At 66.7% G+C, this 14,677-nt stretch carries 15 protein-coding genes and 2 tRNA genes; 10 read left to right on the top strand and 7 right to left on the bottom strand.

What is annotated here, in order from left to right:
• Positions 1–24: 24 nt before the first annotated feature.
• The 3 genes from GGC47_RS08625 to GGC47_RS08615 form a co-directional block, all read right to left on the bottom strand.
• A complete protein-coding gene (locus tag GGC47_RS08625) occupies positions 25–1,908 on the bottom strand; it encodes a TRAP transporter large permease (protein ID WP_142022558.1) in 1,884 nt (627 codons plus the stop codon).
• A gap of 58 nt (positions 1,909–1,966) precedes the next feature.
• Positions 1,967–2,983: a TRAP transporter substrate-binding protein gene (locus GGC47_RS08620; protein WP_142022557.1), complete on the bottom strand. Its 1,017-nt coding sequence runs from the start codon at positions 2,981–2,983 to the stop codon at positions 1,967–1,969.
• A gap of 64 nt (positions 2,984–3,047) precedes the next feature.
• Entirely contained in the window at positions 3,048–4,454 is a 1,407-nt protein-coding gene (locus GGC47_RS08615) for an FAD-binding oxidoreductase (RefSeq protein ID WP_142022556.1), read from the bottom strand.
• A 108-nt stretch (positions 4,455–4,562) separates the two neighbouring features.
• On the opposite strand from GGC47_RS08615, the gene GGC47_RS08610 reads away from it, so the two are divergent.
• Both GGC47_RS08610 and GGC47_RS08605 read left to right on the top strand, forming a co-directional pair.
• Positions 4,563–5,390, top strand: coding sequence for an isocitrate lyase/PEP mutase family protein (locus tag GGC47_RS08610; protein ID WP_142022555.1), 828 nt, complete (start codon positions 4,563–4,565; stop codon positions 5,388–5,390).
• 8 nt (positions 5,391–5,398) lie between these two features.
• Positions 5,399–6,121, top strand: coding sequence for a GntR family transcriptional regulator (locus GGC47_RS08605; protein ID WP_142022554.1), 723 nt, complete (start codon positions 5,399–5,401; stop codon positions 6,119–6,121).
• Positions 6,122–6,551: 430 nt separating this feature from the next.
• Here GGC47_RS08605 and GGC47_RS08600 read toward each other — a convergent pair.
• Positions 6,552–6,636 (bottom strand) — tRNA-Tyr (locus tag GGC47_RS08600).
• A gap of 157 nt (positions 6,637–6,793) precedes the next feature.
• A complete protein-coding gene (locus GGC47_RS08595) occupies positions 6,794–7,348 on the bottom strand; it encodes an AAA family ATPase (RefSeq protein WP_142022553.1) in 555 nt (184 codons plus the stop codon).
• 102 nt (positions 7,349–7,450) lie between these two features.
• Here GGC47_RS08595 and rlmB point away from each other — a divergent pair, with 102 nt between their 5' ends.
• Positions 7,451–8,257 (top strand): 23S rRNA (guanosine(2251)-2'-O)-methyltransferase RlmB, encoded by an 807-nt coding sequence (rlmB, locus tag GGC47_RS08590; RefSeq protein WP_142022552.1) that lies wholly within the window; start codon positions 7,451–7,453, stop codon positions 8,255–8,257.
• A gap of 6 nt (positions 8,258–8,263) precedes the next feature.
• Here the strand turns inward: rlmB and GGC47_RS08585 are convergent, their stop codons facing one another.
• Positions 8,264–8,794, bottom strand: coding sequence for a hypothetical protein (locus GGC47_RS08585; RefSeq protein WP_142022551.1), 531 nt, complete (start codon positions 8,792–8,794; stop codon positions 8,264–8,266).
• Between the two features lie 366 nt (positions 8,795–9,160).
• Between GGC47_RS08585 and GGC47_RS08580 the strand changes: the two genes are divergently transcribed.
• Positions 9,161–10,771 carry an MFS transporter gene (locus tag GGC47_RS08580; protein WP_248312697.1) on the top strand — a complete coding sequence of 537 codons (1,611 nt, stop codon included), beginning with the start codon at positions 9,161–9,163 and terminating at the stop codon, positions 10,769–10,771.
• A 116-nt stretch (positions 10,772–10,887) separates the two neighbouring features.
• Here the strand turns inward: GGC47_RS08580 and GGC47_RS08575 are convergent, their stop codons facing one another.
• A complete protein-coding gene (locus tag GGC47_RS08575) occupies positions 10,888–11,559 on the bottom strand; it encodes a class I SAM-dependent methyltransferase (protein WP_038358398.1) in 672 nt (223 codons plus the stop codon).
• Positions 11,560–11,666: 107 nt separating this feature from the next.
• On the opposite strand from GGC47_RS08575, the gene GGC47_RS08570 reads away from it, so the two are divergent.
• The 6 genes from GGC47_RS08570 (at position 11,667) to GGC47_RS08545 (ending at position 14,665) form a co-directional block, all read left to right on the top strand.
• Positions 11,667–11,837, top strand: coding sequence for a plasmid mobilization protein (locus tag GGC47_RS08570; RefSeq protein WP_370955584.1), 171 nt, complete (start codon positions 11,667–11,669; stop codon positions 11,835–11,837).
• Between the two features lie 60 nt (positions 11,838–11,897).
• A tRNA-Thr gene (locus GGC47_RS08565) sits at positions 11,898–11,972 on the top strand.
• 166 nt (positions 11,973–12,138) lie between these two features.
• On the top strand, positions 12,139–12,426 hold the full coding sequence (locus GGC47_RS08560) for a hypothetical protein (RefSeq protein WP_038359879.1): 288 nt from the start codon (positions 12,139–12,141) through the stop codon (positions 12,424–12,426).
• 77 nt (positions 12,427–12,503) lie between these two features.
• On the top strand, positions 12,504–13,016 hold the full coding sequence (locus GGC47_RS08555; RefSeq protein ID WP_142022549.1) for a hypothetical protein: 513 nt from the start codon (positions 12,504–12,506) through the stop codon (positions 13,014–13,016).
• Between the two features lie 117 nt (positions 13,017–13,133).
• Positions 13,134–13,571 carry a hypothetical protein gene (locus GGC47_RS08550; protein ID WP_133563429.1) on the top strand — a complete coding sequence of 146 codons (438 nt, stop codon included), beginning with the start codon at positions 13,134–13,136 and terminating at the stop codon, positions 13,569–13,571.
• 110 nt (positions 13,572–13,681) lie between these two features.
• Positions 13,682–14,665 carry an MBL fold metallo-hydrolase gene (locus GGC47_RS08545; protein ID WP_142022548.1) on the top strand — a complete coding sequence of 328 codons (984 nt, stop codon included), beginning with the start codon at positions 13,682–13,684 and terminating at the stop codon, positions 14,663–14,665.
• Positions 14,666–14,677 lie beyond the last annotated feature (12 nt).

The following is a 14,677-nucleotide window of genomic DNA, read 5'->3' as shown; positions in this document are numbered from 1 at the left end:
GGCTCGTTTTTCGGCTGCAAAGGCTCAACCCGTCATGCCCAGATAGCGCGGCAGCCAGAGCGAGAAGACCGGGAAGACCACGAGGGCCAGCAGCGCAACGATCAGCACGGCGATGTACTTCATCATCGGGCGTGTGACGTTTTCGACCTTGGTGCCCGTCATCGCCGCGGTGGCGAACAGGCCGACGCCGATCGGCGGGGCGAAGAAGCCGAGCCCCATCGCGACGACCATGATCGTGCCGAACTGCAGCGGGTTGATGCCGAGCTTGATCGCGATCGGCGTCAGCAGCGGGCCGAACAGGATGAGAGCGGGCGCCCCCTCCAGGATCATGCCGAAGAAGGCCATCACGACAACGCTGACCAGGATGAAGCCGATCGGACCGACCGCATGGCCGACGCCGATCATCAGCGTCGAGATCTGGTCGGGGATGCGCTCGATGGTGATGGCGTAAGACAGGCTCGACGCCGCCGCGACGATGAAGAGAATGCTTCCCGTCATCGCTGCCGAGCGAACGAAGAGCTGCACGATCAGCCGCCAGCTCAGCTCGCGGAAGGCGAGCCCGCCGATCAGGAAGGCATAAACCACGGCGAAGGCGGAGATCTCCGTCGAGGTCGCGATGCCGGCGGTAACGCCGCGCCCGATCATCAGGATCATCGCCAGCGTGACGCCGGCGCCCAGGATCAGCGGCAGCATCGGCCGCTTGGTGCCGCCGACGAAGACCTTCTCGACATCGACGCGGGTGCCGTAGATGACCGCGACGACGGCGAGCGCCGCGGCCATCAGCCCGGCCGGAACGAGGCCGGCCATGAACAGCCCGCCGATCGAGATGTTCGAGACGAAGGCGAAGATGATCAGGTTGACGCAAGGCGGAATGGTCTCGGCCATCACGGCCGTGCAGGCGAGCAAGCCCGCCGTCTCGTTCTCGTCCTGACCGGTCTTGCGGATCGCCGGCATGATGACGCCGCCGACCGCCGCGATATCCGCGAGCTTGGAGCCCGACACGCCGGAGAACAGCGCCGTCGCAATGATGACGATGAGGTTCATGCCGCCTTTCAGCCGGCCCATCATCCGCAGCAGCAGCTCGATGAGGCGCGACGACATGCCGTTACTCTCCATCGTCAGCCCGGCCAGCACGAAGAAGGGAATGGCGAGCAGCACGAAATGATTGGCGCCGGAGGCGACCTGTTGCGCCCAGATCAGCATGGGCAGCGAGGGATCGGCCAGGAAATAGGCCATGGCGCCGAAGGCGAGCGCGAAAGCGATCGGCACGCCGATCAGCAGGCCGCCCACGGCGGCCAGCGTGAGCAGATGGATCGGCGCCAGCGCGAACTGCGGCAGCAGCATGTTCCAGCCGGCGATCGCCGCGCCGATGGCCAGCAAGGGGACGAGCGCGGTCCAGCGCGGCCCGGCCGGCAGCTTCAGCACATTGGCGACGGCGAAGGCCGCCATCACGAACCCGCCGAACAGCACCGGCAGAAGGAAGATCCATTGCGGCAGGCCGGTCGGCGTCAACTGGCCGGCGGTGTCCTCGAAGAGCTGCGCGCTCGAAACCAGCAGCGTCGCCGAGACCAGCAGCGTGATCCAGGCGGCCGCCGCCGCGGCGATCGCGCGCCCTTTCGGCGGCAGCATCAGGACGAGCACCTCGATGCCGATATGCTGCGAGCGCGCGAGCACACTGCCAGCGCCGATGAACACCATCGTCGTCATCAACCCCGCCGCCACCTCCTCGGCCCAGTCGAAGGGCGCATGCAGGAAGTAGCGGAAGACGACCGAAAGGAAGACGACGGCGACGTCGATCGCGAGGATCGCGCCGCCGAGATGCTCGATGAAGAACAGGACCCGCGCGGCAAAGCGGTCCTGCGGCAGGCGCGATTCGAGCGCGCTGCCGGCGGTTGCGACGGCGTCCATGCGCTGATCCTCCACAGAGCCGGCAGTGGCCGGCGGTCTTGGTTGCCGGAAAGAGCCGTCAGGCCGAGGCCTGGATCTTCTCGAAGAGCGGGGCGGTGGATGGGTACTGCGCGAGATACGGCTTGTAGAGCTCGTCCGCCATGCGCCGCTTGAGTTCGGCGATCTCGGCCGGCGGCACTTCGGTATAGACCATGCCCTTGGCCTTGAGATCGGTGAACGCCTCTGCCTCGACGTCCTTGACCTCCATGCGCGAGATGCGCGTCGCTTCGTCCGCCGCCTGGCGGAAGGCAGGCATCAGATCGGCAGGGATCTTGGCCAGCCCGCGCTTGCCGATATAGGCGAGCATCGGCGTGTAGATGTGCCGGGTGAGGAAGCCACGATTGGTGACCTCGTAGAGCTTATAGGCGATGGTCGTGCCCGGATCGTGCTCGAAACCGTCGACGACGCCGGTCTGCACGGCGGTGTAGAGCTCGTTGATCGGGATCGGCGTCGGTGTCGCGCCGATGATGTTGAAAGTGTCGATGAAGGCCTTGGTCGGCAGCACCCGCAGCTTGACGCCCTTGAGATCCGCGACGCTGGCGATCGGCTTCTTGGTGTAGATGCTGCGCGCCCCGACCTGAAAGCCCCAGCCCAGGATGTTCACGCCTGTGCGGTCGGCCAGCATCTTGTCATAGGCCTGGCCGACACCGGCATCGAGTGCCTTCGAGCAGTGGTCGTAGCTGTTGAAGAGGAAGCCGAGGTCGAGCATGCCGAATTCGGGCACGACCGTGGCCCAGATCGAGGCGCCGGTCAGCATCATGTCGACCGAGCCGACCTTCACCTGGTTGACGACGTCGGCTTCCTTGCCGAGCTGGCCATTGGGGAAATATTCGAGCTTGATACGATCGCCGGCGAGCTTGGCGATCTGCTCGGAGAAGGGCTTGTACCAGAGATAATGCGCGCCGAATTTGTCGGCCGGCGCGGCGGACGAGACACGCAGCGAGATCGGCGCGGCCGCACGCAGAATGGTGGGCGCGCAGATGCCAATGACGGCCGCGCCGGCCACGAAGCTCCGGCGGGTGGTGAAGCTGCTCATGATGTTCCTCCGCTGATGGTGTTCGGCCGGCTTGGCGCCGGGCTCGTTGTGTTTCGAGAAAGGCTTAGTCTTCGGGCAGGACCTTGCCCGGGTTCAGGATGCCGAGCGGGTCGAGCGCCTGCTTGACCTTGCGCATCATCTCAACGGCCGGCCCGTGCTCGAGCCGCATGAACTTGATCTTGCCGCTGCCGACCCCGTGCTCGCCGGTGCAGGTGCCGTCGAGCTCCAGCGCGCGACGCACCAGCCGGTCGTTGATCGCGGCCGCTTCCGCCAGCTCCCGCGGATCTGACGGGTCGATCAGCAGACCGAGATGGAAATTTCCGTCGCCAACATGGCCGACCATGCTGATCGGGAAGGAAGCATCGGCGATATCCGCCTGCGTCTGCGCGATGCAAGGCGCCAGCGCCGAAATCGGCACGCAGACATCGGTGCTCCAGAGCTTGGCATTCGGGCGCAAGGCCTGAACGGCATAATGGGTGTCGTGCCGGGCCTTCCACAACCGGTTGCGGCTGTCGGCATCGGCCGCCGCGACGAAGCCGAGCGCGCCGAAATCCGCCGCCAGCGCCTCCACCGTCTCCGTCTGCTCGCAGACTCCGGCCTGCGAGCCGTGGAACTCGAAGAAAAGCGTCGGCGCCTCGTTCAGCGCCAGCTTGCTGTACAGGTTGACGGCCCGCACGGTGGTGTTGTCGAGCAGTTCGACACGGGCGACCGGGATGCCGCTCTGGATCACCGCGACGACGAGATCGACGGCGTTCGACACAGAGGGAAACGAACAGACCGCCGCGCTGATCGCCTCAGGAATGCCGTAGAGCCGCACCGTCACCTCGGTGATGATGGCCAGTGTGCCTTCCGAGCCGACGAGCAGGCGGGTGAGGTCGTAGCCGGCCGAGGATTTGCGGGCGCGCCGCGTGGTGCGGATGATCTCGCCTTCGGCCGTGACGGCCGTCAGCGAGACGACGTTCTCGCGCATCGTGCCGTAGCGGACGGCATTGGTGCCCGAGGCACGCGTCGCCGCCATGCCGCCGATGGTGCTTTCCCCGCCCGGATCGATCGGGAAGAACAGGCCGAGATCGCGCAGATCGCTGTTGAGCTGCTGGCGCGTCACGCCTGCCTGCACGGTCGCATCGAGATCCTCCGGCCGGACGGACAGCACGGCATTCATGCGGCTGAGATCGATGCAGACCCCGCCGCGGACGGCCGTCACGTGCCCCTCCAGCGAGGTGCCAGCGCCGAAGGGCACGATCGGAGTGCGATGGACGGCGCAGAGCCGCACGATCGCCGCGACCTCCTCGGTCGTCCCGGCATAACAGACCGCATCGGGAGCGAGGCCGGCATGATAGGATTCCCCGCGGCCATGATGCTCGCGGTCGGCGGCGGAGGTCGTGAAGCGCCGTCCGAGCAGCCCTTCCAGCGCCGCCGCAAGGGCGGGGGGCAGACCGCCTGAAACGCTCGGCTGCGCTCTCGCTAGCATGACCTGTTTCCTCCTTTACGCGCTTGCTCAGCGCCGTTGTTGACAGGCTCGTAGCATGCGCTTCATATCGTCGCAACAATTGTATACAGGACACAGGACACAAATTGGATGCGGACGCTTAGGCAGAAATTGGCCGGGCCCGGAATCGTGGTCGCTCCGGGCTGTCATGACGCGCTGGGGGCGCGAATTCTGGAACAGGCCGGGTTCGAGGCCGTCTACATGACGGGAAACGGGCTTTCCGCCGCGATGCTGGGCGCGCCGGATCTCGGCCTGCTGACCTTGACCGAGATGGCGAGCCGCGCCCGCGCGATCGCTGGCAGCATCTCGGTGCCGCTGATTGCCGATGCCGACACCGGCTACGGCAATCTCAACAATGTCGCGCGGACCATCGCGGAATACGAGGCGGCCGGCGTCGCCGCGCTGCACCTGGAAGACCAGGTGACGCCGAAGAAATGCGGCGCCATGAGCGGGCTTTCTCTGGTTTCCACCGAGGAGCATGCCGAAAAGATCCGCCATGCCGTGAAGACGCGCCGCGATCCGGACATGCTGATCATCGGCCGCACCGACTCCCGCCTTGTGCTCGGGCTCGACGAGGCGATCGCGCGGGGCCAGGCCTATGCGAAAGCCGGCGCCGACCTTGTCCTGATCGAGATGCTGCAGAGCGAGGAGGAGATGCGTCTTGCCGTGCGCAGCATCGACGCACCGCTGATGTTCAACTCCGTCGACGGACGCACGCCGCCGCTTGACGCCGCAACGTTCGAATCGATCGGCTTCAAGCTGCTGGCCTTCCCCTTGTCGTCGACGCTGGCCTATGCTCGGCTGATGCAGCGCTTCGCTTCGGACCTCAAGCAGAACGGCTCGACGGCGGCCTGGGCCAACGCGCTCTTGCCGATCCATGACTACGAAGGCGTGCTCGGCCTGAGCCGCTACGCCTGAGCCCAGCCATGTATCCCAGCCGCCGCCCGACCAAGCCCCGTCCCCAAACGAGCGACCGCGCATCCGGTCTCACGGCGCTGGAGCATCCGCGCTCGCTCGCGGAAATGGTCGAACAGCGCCTGCGCGACGCCATCGTCAACGCCGAGCTGCCCTTCGGCCATGCCCTACCCGAGGACGAGACAGGGCTGGCGCTCGGCGTCAGCCGCACGCCGCTGCGGGCCGCGCTTGCAAGACTTGCCGCGCTCGGCCTCGTCACCATCGTGCCCAATCGCGGCGCCTTCGTCTTCGACCCCTCGCTAGAGGATGTGAAGCAGCTCGCGGGCTTTCGGCTGATGCTGGAAACCGAGGCGGTCATGCTCTGCCTCGACGGCGCCGCGGACAATACCGAGGCGGAGCTCAAAACCGTACTGACGATCATGGAAACGGCGCATCGCGAGCAGGACGGCACAGCCTATGCCAGCAGCGACACGGATTTCCACGAGGTCTTTTTCCGCAATTGCGGCAACCTTTTCGTCGCGAATGCCTTCGCCACCATCTCCTGGCAGGTGGCGGCGCTGCGTGCGCATCTGTCCGTCGACCGCTCCTGGGAGCGTGATACGTCCTTCCTGGAGCATCGCGAGATCGTCGAGGCATTCAGCTCCGGCAGCCGGGACGATCTCCGTCGCATCCTGCGCGATCACATCCTACGGGCCGCCAAGGCCTATTCAAACGTGATCGCGCAAGAGACCTGATTTGCTCTGCGAAAACCGGCCGTCATTTTCGGATCGAGTCCTTACCCGGCAGTCAGGCGCAAAGATCGCGCTTTGACGCCCCCGCGCGCGAGGGCTGGCGACACGGCAATGAGCAAGGAAGGATTTGGGAACTGGTTCGCCGACGCCTGCGTCGCGGCTGATGTCCCCGGTCGAGCTCATGGCCTGCGGAAGGTGGGCGTCACGAGAGCCGCGAACCATGACGCTTCCGACGCTCAGCTCGACGCGATTTCGGTTGGAGCGGTCGCGGCATGGCGGTGCTCTACACCAGCTAAGCGAACCGCACGCGGCTCCCGCAGGAGGCAGCTTCGTTCCTGATTCCGGGACCGAAATCGAACGTCTATTCCCGCACCTCATCAGGTGCAGGAAACTCCGCTAAAAGAGAAGGGAATTCAACTGCCTAGGAAAAAGGTGGTGGGGGAAGCAGGACTCGAACCTGCGAAGGCATAGCCAGCGGATTTACAGTCCGCCCCCTTTGCCGCTCGGGACATTCCCCCGCCTGCGCCCATGACCGGCTCTCAGAGCCGCGGGCCACCGATATGTCACTCACATGACGACCGGCAGGCGCGGCCGGACTTATGGTGACCGGGCCGCGACGTGTCAACGGCAAAAAGGCCACGGCCGCAAATTCCCTGTCGGAAAGCGCAAGCTCGCTCATGCCTCCGCTGCCAGATGGCGCATCACGAACGCCGCGCGATCCGCAACGCTGGCGCGCGGGAGCTCAAGCAGCCGGTAGCCATAGCGCGGGTAGGTCGCCACCATCGCCTCATAGGTCCGCTTTGCCTCGGCCGGATCCTGCCTGCGCTCGGCATCCTGCGTGAAGATCTCCCGCCAGAATGGAGCGATGAACACCGTCTCGCGATAGCGGCACGCCTCGGCGGCGCGCCCGATGGTTTCGGGCACCGGCAGCCCGCACAGGCCGAGATAACCGGCGATGTCCGGAATGCCCCGGTCGAAGAAGACAAAGCCGGGTTGGTCTTTCGCCGCCGCATGGCTGCGCAGATCATGCGCCAGCATCAGTTCGGCGAAGCGCGTCCGATCGGCCCAGGGCAACCCGTTCCCGCCCGCGGCCATCTGCTCGCGGATGACCGCCCGGCCCGCCTCCGGCGTGACGGCGTGTCCGGATGCCGCGAGCATCTCGATCAGTGTGGTCTTGCCGGAGCCGGGGCCGCCGGTGATGACGACGAAGCGATGGCTGGCATCTGCCATTGTTCAGGCCTTTCATGGTCGAGGAAGAGGGCGCGGTGCGTTCCGCGCTGGTCAAGCGCGCCGTGCCGTGGCACGGCAGGCGGAAGAATTCTGGAGAAAGCGATGGCCCCGCCCTTCCGTCCCAAACAGGCCTGGCCCGGCGGCAAGCGGCCCGGCGGTCCTGCCCGCCGCACCGGCGCCCCGCCGCCGCACCGCCCCGGCGAGATTGACGAAGCCGTGCTTTACGGCGTCCACCCGGTCGTCGAAGCCCTGCGCAACCCGCAGCGGCGCTTCCGGCGGCTGCTCGCCACCGAGAACGCGCTACGCCGCCTGCGCGAGGAGATCGGCGAACTCCCGGTCGAGGCCGAGCTGGTCCGCCCCTCGGAGATCGACCGGCTGCTGACGCCCGATTCGGTGCATCAGGGCCTTTATCTCGTCTGCGATCCCCTGCCCTCGCCCGATCTCGACAGCCTGCCGGACGATGCCGTCGTGCTCGCGCTCGACCAGATCACCGATCCGCACAATGTCGGGGCGATTCTGCGCTCGGCCGCCGCCTTCGCCGCCGCCGCAGTGATCGTCACCATCCGCCATTCGCCGGCCGCGACCGGCGTGCTGGCGAAATCGGCCTCCGGCGCGCTGGAACATGTCCCGCTCATCGCCGTGCGCAATCTCGGCGACGCGCTGGATAAGCTGGGAAAACGCGGCTTCCTGCGTGTCGGCTTCGATTCGGACGGCGACGTCACGCTCGATGACGTCGCGCTGCGCCGCCCGCTCGTCATGGTGATGGGCGCCGAGGGCAAGGGCCTGCGCCAGCGCAGCCGCGAGCTCTGCGACCATGTCGCCCGGCTCGAGGTGCCGGGCGCGATCACCAGCCTCAACGTCTCCAACGCGACGGCGATCGCCCTTTACGCGGCGAGCCGGCGCCGCTGATTCGGTTCAGCGCCGCGGCACGGTCAGCAGCAGCGCGCCCGTCTCGGCATGGGCGAAGCGTGTCCGCCGGCTGCCCTGCGGCTCGGCCTCGCCGATACGGATGACCCGCGCCACGGGCCGCAGGCGCGATCCCTCCAGCCGATAGATCGTCGGCTCGGGCGTCGGCTCCCGGCGGATGCCGGCCCGCGCCGTCAGGTTCTCGAAGGAGTCCGGATCGACCGGCTTCACCGTCTCAGTGGGTCGCTCGATCACCGCGACCGTCGCGTCGTCCGCCGGATAGAACAGCCATGGATCGGCATAGCCCGGTCCGACCCAGGACCAGCGGCGATGCAAGCCGTAACGGAAGCCGTGACCGGCCATGCGGGCATGCCGCCCGATTCGCGCCGAATCCGTGCCGGAGCGATGAACGAAACCCATCGCCTTTGGGCCTGGCGCCGCCCCGAAACCGCCGCCTCGTCCCGCGGCGCTGGCTTCGCCGACGAATAGTCCGGCCGCCAACAACAGGCCGCAGGACAGGCCGATGATACGCAACGCCATGGCGCGCCTCCTCATCCGCATCTCGTCAAGCCTCCACCTTCGCAGTATAGTGGCGCCATGGCGCCTGACCAGCCCATGCGCGCCCTTGACGTGGCGCTCTGCACCGCCCCTCCGATAGTCTTAAGACGAACGGTGCAAGACCAAGTGCTTGATTGCACCCGCGACATTCCGCGCGCAAACCTTTGATTCAACCCGGAATGGCGGGATTTCCCACCATTCCGGCGGCGCGGACACCGTCTCCAACGAAGACGGACCACGCCCGGAGGAACCGGCCGGGACGACCGGCCGCACGCGGATTCACCAAGGGAGGCAAACGCCATGAGCATGGCATCGCAAGCATCGGATTCGAGGGCCGCCCCTCGACCGATGACCAAGGAAGAAAGAAAGGTCATCATCGCCTCGTCGGCCGGCACGGTCTTCGAGTGGTACGACTTCTATCTGGCGGGTTCGCTGGCCGCCAACATCGCCCAGACCTTCGTGCCGGGCGACAACGACACGGCAAAGTTCATCTTCGTGCTGTTCGGCTTTGCGGCGGGCTTCGCGGTGCGCCCCTTCGGTGCGCTGTTCTTCGGCCGTCTCGGCGACATGATCGGCCGCAAATACACCTTCCTGGTCACGATGACCGTCATGGGTCTCGCCACCTTCGTGGTCGGCCTGCTGCCCAGCTTCCAGACCATCGGCTACCTCGCGCCGACGGCCTTCATCATCTGCCGCCTGCTGCAGGGTCTCGCGCTCGGCGGCGAATACGGTGGCGCCGCAACCTATGTCGCCGAACACGCCCCGATGGGACGGCGCGGCTTCTACACCTCGTGGATTCAGACGACCGCGACGGTCGGCCTCTTCCTGTCGCTGATCGTGATTCTCGGCCTGCGCCTCAGCATGTCGCCGGAGGCCTTCGCGGCCTGGGGCTGGCGCGTTCCGTTCCTGCTCTCGATCATCCTGCTCGGCTTCTCGATCTGGATCCGCCTCCAGCTCGCTGAATCGCCGGCCTTCGTGAAGATGAAGGAAGAGGGCACGCAGTCGAAGGCGCCGCTCTCGGAAGCTTTCGGCAACTGGCAGAACGCCAAGATCGGCCTCATCGCGCTGTTCGGCGGCACGGCCGGCCAGGCCGTCGTCTGGTACACCGGCCAGTTCTACGCGCTGTTCTTCCTGACGCAGACGCTGAAGATCGACGGCACGACCGCCAACCTGCTGATCGCGCTCGGCCTGCTGCTCGGCACGCCGTTCTTCATCTTCTTCGGCTGGTTCTCGGACAAGATCGGCCGCAAGCCCATCCTGCTCGCGGGCTGCCTGATCGCGGCACTGACCTACTTCCCGCTCTTCACCATGCTGGCGAAGACGGCCAATCCGAACCTGATCAACGCGACGGAGAACGTGAAGCTCGTCCTCACGGCCGATCCGGCCGAGTGTGGCACGCTGTTCGACCCCGTCGGCGTGCGGACCTTCACCAAGCCCTGCGACGTCGTGCGCCGCGCGCTGGCCACCAACTCGATCCACTACGATCTGGTGCCCGGACCGGCTGGTTCGCCGCTCAAGGCGACGATCAACGGCAAGGACGTGCCAAGCGGAGCCGCCGAACTCACGGCCGCCGCCCAGGCTGCCGGCTATCCGAAGGCGGGCGATCCGAGCATCCTGAAGACGCCCTCGATCGGTGAGCTGCTCTCCAGCAGCCGCGCCCTCCAGGCCGTCGGCATCCTGTTCATCCTCGTGCTCTTCGTCACGATGGTCTACGGGCCGATCGCGGCCCTGCTGGTCGAACTCTTCCCGACCCGCATCCGCTACTCCGGCATGTCCCTGCCCTACCACATCGGCAATGGCTGGTTCGGCGGCTTCCTGCCTCCGACCGCCTTTGCCATCGTGGCGGCAAGCGGCAACATCTTCTCCGGCCTGTGGTATCCGATCATCGTGGCGCTCGGCACCTTCGTGATCGGCCTGCTCTTCCTGCCGGAAACCAAGGATCGCAACATCCTGCAATGAACGCCGCCTGAGGGCGACGATTCAGGCCCCGCCCGCAAGGGCGGGGCTTTTTTCGTCCAGGCAAGAACCCGAACGCTCCGCGACGCCGGACGTGCCGAACAGCGGGTGACTGCAGCTCAGGCGTAGGCGACCCAGCCGCGAAACGCGAAGCCCATATAGAATTGACTGACCGCACCGAAGCCGGCCTCGCGCAAGAGCTGCTCGTCCTCCTCGGGAGCGAGGATCGGCAGGCGGCCTGCGATCGCCTCGCGCGCCTTCTCGGCCTGCGCCGGCTCGACGCCGGAAGCGACGGCGAAGGCGGCATAGCGCGCGAGCCACAGCTCGCGCTCGCCGGCTCCTTGCGGGAAGCTGAAATGAGCGACCGCGAGCGGGGCGCCGGGCTTCAGGCGCCGCCGGATCTCCCCGAGCGTGCGCAGGCGCTCGTCGCGCTCGACGAAATGTAAGGTCAGAATGCAGGTCGCGGCATCGAACGGCCCTTCCGGCGCGCGATCGATCAGCCCGTGATGCAGGCAGACCCGGTCCGCCAGCGAGCCAAGGGTCACCTTCGCGAGGTTCAGCATCTCGGCGGAGGGATCGACCCCGTCGAACCGCCAGCCGGGCCGTGCCTCGGCAAGAACCTTGATCTCGAGCCCCCCGCCAGCGCCGAGAACCAGAATCCGCGCGTCGTCGGACGCATGCTCCGCGAGAAGGAGCATGACCATACGCTGCAGACTATCGAAACCGGGCACCAGGCGCGGCGGCCCTTCGGCATAGCGCGCGACGGCCTGCTGGTCTGAGAACGCATCCATGCTCGTTGGGGTAGCATAGCCGACCCTGCCTTGCGAACCGCCGGGCTCCGTCGCGCAACGGCCTGCTTGCCCTCGCCGCGGGAGCCAAAGTTGCGTAAGTTTTGAGTATGCCGAGTTGGAGGACAGAGCGGATCAATCTGGTCGTCTCCCCCAGCGAGAAATCGCTGTTCGAGGCCGCCACAAAAGAGGTTGGACTCACACTGTCATCTTGGATAAGGACGGTGGCCCTTGCTTCAGCCAAGAAGGTCGTCGTCACAAAATCCGACACACGCAAGTAGGTTTTTCGTGTGCCGGGAGATGACTAACCAACTGGTACGCATTGGGATTTTGAAGTTTTTGCCGGCGTAGCACAGCGGTAGTGCAGCGGTTTTGTAAACCGAAGGTCGGGAGTTCGATCCTCTCCGCCGGCACCAGTCCTTCTTCTTATCGCCACTGCCCCCGCCCCGTCAGGCGCACTGCGCGTTCCGCCACGGTTCGATCTGTGCGGAAGACAAGCCGGCGCCGCCGGGCGGTGATATAATGCTGGTGGACGGCGGCCGGGCAGCGAACCGATCCCTCGCGCCGCTCGTGGAGGCCCCGATGAAGTTCCTTGCAGCCATGCTCGTCCTGGCCCTGAGCGTGAACGCCGCCGCCGCTCAATCGCGACCTTCGACCGTCTCGCGCCTTTGCGCCGCAAGCCGTCAGGATGTGCTCTCGCGCGGCGCCATCGTCCTCGGCACCGGCGGGCAGACCTATGACCGCTTCGTGCGGGATCGCAGCTTCTGCCAGTTCGACGAATTCATCGACCCGGCCTGGGTGCCGAGCCGCGACACGCCGGCCTGCTTCGTCGGCTATCGCTGCAAGGTCGGCCCGTTCTGGGACGACTGACCGCAGTGACGTCGAAGGAACTCCGGCGGGCGCCGGCAGTTGTTCCTTTCGGGGTGAGGTGTGTACGGGAGGCGCCTATGCGTCGCTTGCTTCTCATCGCGGCATCGGTCACGCCGCTGCTCTTTGCCGCCAGCACCGAGGCGCTGGCCCAGCGGCAGTTCGGCGGGCATGGCTTCCGCGCCGGCGGCTGGCACGGCGGAGCCTGGCGCGGCGGGGGCGGCTGGCGCGGAGTCCATCGTGGATTTTATCCGGGCGCGGCTTTCCGGAGCGGCGGCTTTGGCTGGCGCGGCTCTTACGGGCCGCGTTACCGGTACGGGGGCGGCTACCCCTATTGGGGCCTGGGCGCGGCCGCGGCGACGATTGGCGCGCTGGCGACCTACCCCGCCTATCCGGACTACTACTACCCCGGTTACCCTGTTTACCCCGTCTACCCGGCTTACCCGGCCTATGCCGTTGCGCCGGGCGGCACGGGCGGAAGCTGCAGCACCCCGGTCAAGATGTGCACGCTCTACGAGCGCGCGCCGCTCGGCATCGGCTGTTCCTGCCGCGTCCCCGGTGGCAGGGCACGAGGAGCCGTCGTCGGCCCCTGATCCGCGGAACCGGCGGAACGTCGTAAAGCCCCGGTGCCGACGCAGCTTGGCGCTGCCGCCCGCCATGCGGTAGGATGCCGCAGCAACCTGTTCCGGCCGCCGCATGCGGAGGCCGGAATGCCGTCAACCGACGTCGCGGAACGAATGGACGACCGGAATCATCTTCTGGCGCTGGCGGAGCGCTGCGAGGCTTCCAGCAAGCCGAATCGCGAGCTCGACGCCGAGATCTACGAGGCGCTGGGTTTCACGGTCCGCCGCAAGCCGACGCGGCTCGCCACGCGGCGCACCCCGGCCGGTGGCATCTATCAGCAGGGCAGCTTCTGGAAATCGCTCGGCGCGGTGAGCGCCGACATCAACATCGCCGTCTCCCTGCTGCGCGAGAAGGCGCCGGGCTGGAGCTGGAGCCTGCAATGCTTCGCCTCCGAGGACAGTCTCGCCTTCCAGGCGCTTGTGGCTGAGTGCTCCGGGCAGGGCGTGATGGGATCGCTCGCCCTCTGCGCCGCGATGCTGCGGGCCCTGGCACGGCATCGCCCCGATGCCGAGGATCAGGTCTAGCCCTCCGCCATTGTCAGACTTCACGAAAAGTTGACCCCCGGATGGCCGGTGGCGGTTGAACGCATCGGCCGGGCCGCTACCTTCCCCCGCGTCCCGAGGGAGAAAAAATCATGCAGAGCATTCGGTTATCGCGACGGAAGACCATGGCCGGCGCCGGCGCGCTTGCCGCCACGGCGGCGCTCGGCCTCCCGGCCGTGCCTCCCGCGCAGGCGCAAACCCCTGCCAGCGGACAGGCTCCGGGCTTCTATCGCTACAAGGTGGGCGACATCACCTTGACCGCGATCAACGACGGCTTCGCCAAGCGCCCGCTCGAGGGTTTCGTGCGCAATGCGGAGCTGAGCGATGTGAAGAAGGCGATGGCCGGGGCCTTCCTGCCGCAGGACGCGCTCAACATCACCTTCACCACGCTCGCCATCCAGCAGGGCGGCAAGCTGACGCTGATCGATACCGGCAACGGCGATTCCGGTGCACCGACCTCCGGCACCTGGATGGCGAACTTCAGGGCCGCCGGCTTCGACCCGAAGGATGTCTCGACCGTCATCTTCAGCCATTTCCACGGCGACCACATCAACGGCTTCCGCCTCAAGAACGGCACCGCCGTCTTCCCGAACGCGGAAGCCATGGTGCCATCGGCCGAATGGGCCTTCTGGATGGACGATGCGAAGATGAATGCCGCGCCGGACGCCATGAAGGGCGCCTTCGCCGGGGTGCGACGCGTCTTCGGCCCCGTTGCCAAGGATGTCAGGCAGTTCGAGCCCGGCAAGGAAATCCTGCCCGGCATCACGCCGATCGCCGCGCCCGGCCATACGCCCGGCCACACGGTCTTCGCGCTCTCCTCCGGCGACAGCCGGATGATGATCATGTCCGACACGACCAACCACCCCGCCCTCTTCGTCCGCAATCCCGATTGGTCGGCGGTCTTCGACATGGATGGCCCGCAAGCGGCCGCGACCCGCCGCAAGCTGCTCGACATGGTCTCGGCCGATCGCATGCAGGTTGCCTTCTACCACGCGCCCTTCCCGGCCACGGGCTTCATCGCCAAGGACGGCAACGGCTTCGAGATGGTGCCCGTGCAGTGGAGCCCCGCGATCTGAGCGATGCCGCAT

Origin of the sequence: Allobosea sp. OAE752 (assembly GCF_050433265.1) — a bacterium.
GTDB lineage: Bacteria > Pseudomonadota > Alphaproteobacteria > Rhizobiales > Beijerinckiaceae > Allobosea > Allobosea spartocytisi.
The sequence above is the reverse complement of the archived record's forward strand: the minus strand, read 5'-3'. Positions and strand labels throughout refer to the sequence as shown.

Coding starts and splice junctions, on each gene's coding strand:
- GGC47_RS08610 (WP_142022555.1), top strand. CDS start 4,563: ATGCGGACGCTTAGGCAGAAATTGGCCGGGCCCGGAATCGTGGTCGCT.
- GGC47_RS08550 (WP_133563429.1), top strand. CDS start 13,134: ATGCCGTCAACCGACGTCGCGGAACGAATGGACGACCGGAATCATCTT.
- GGC47_RS08580 (WP_248312697.1), top strand. CDS start 9,161: ATGACCAAGGAAGAAAGAAAGGTCATCATCGCCTCGTCGGCCGGCACG.
- GGC47_RS08555 (WP_142022549.1), top strand. CDS start 12,504: ATGCGTCGCTTGCTTCTCATCGCGGCATCGGTCACGCCGCTGCTCTTT.
- GGC47_RS08545 (WP_142022548.1), top strand. CDS start 13,682: ATGCAGAGCATTCGGTTATCGCGACGGAAGACCATGGCCGGCGCCGGC.
- GGC47_RS08570 (WP_370955584.1), top strand. CDS start 11,667: ATGCCGAGTTGGAGGACAGAGCGGATCAATCTGGTCGTCTCCCCCAGC.
- rlmB (WP_142022552.1), top strand. CDS start 7,451: ATGGCCCCGCCCTTCCGTCCCAAACAGGCCTGGCCCGGCGGCAAGCGG.
- GGC47_RS08620 (WP_142022557.1), bottom strand. CDS start 2,983: ATGAGCAGCTTCACCACCCGCCGGAGCTTCGTGGCCGGCGCGGCCGTC.
- GGC47_RS08560 (WP_038359879.1), top strand. CDS start 12,139: ATGAAGTTCCTTGCAGCCATGCTCGTCCTGGCCCTGAGCGTGAACGCC.
- GGC47_RS08625 (WP_142022558.1), bottom strand. CDS start 1,908: ATGGACGCCGTCGCAACCGCCGGCAGCGCGCTCGAATCGCGCCTGCCG.
- GGC47_RS08595 (WP_142022553.1), bottom strand. CDS start 7,348: ATGGCAGATGCCAGCCATCGCTTCGTCGTCATCACCGGCGGCCCCGGC.
- GGC47_RS08615 (WP_142022556.1), bottom strand. CDS start 4,454: ATGCTAGCGAGAGCGCAGCCGAGCGTTTCAGGCGGTCTGCCCCCCGCC.
- GGC47_RS08585 (WP_142022551.1), bottom strand. CDS start 8,794: ATGGCGTTGCGTATCATCGGCCTGTCCTGCGGCCTGTTGTTGGCGGCC.
- GGC47_RS08605 (WP_142022554.1), top strand. CDS start 5,399: ATGTATCCCAGCCGCCGCCCGACCAAGCCCCGTCCCCAAACGAGCGAC.
- GGC47_RS08575 (WP_038358398.1), bottom strand. CDS start 11,559: ATGGATGCGTTCTCAGACCAGCAGGCCGTCGCGCGCTATGCCGAAGGG.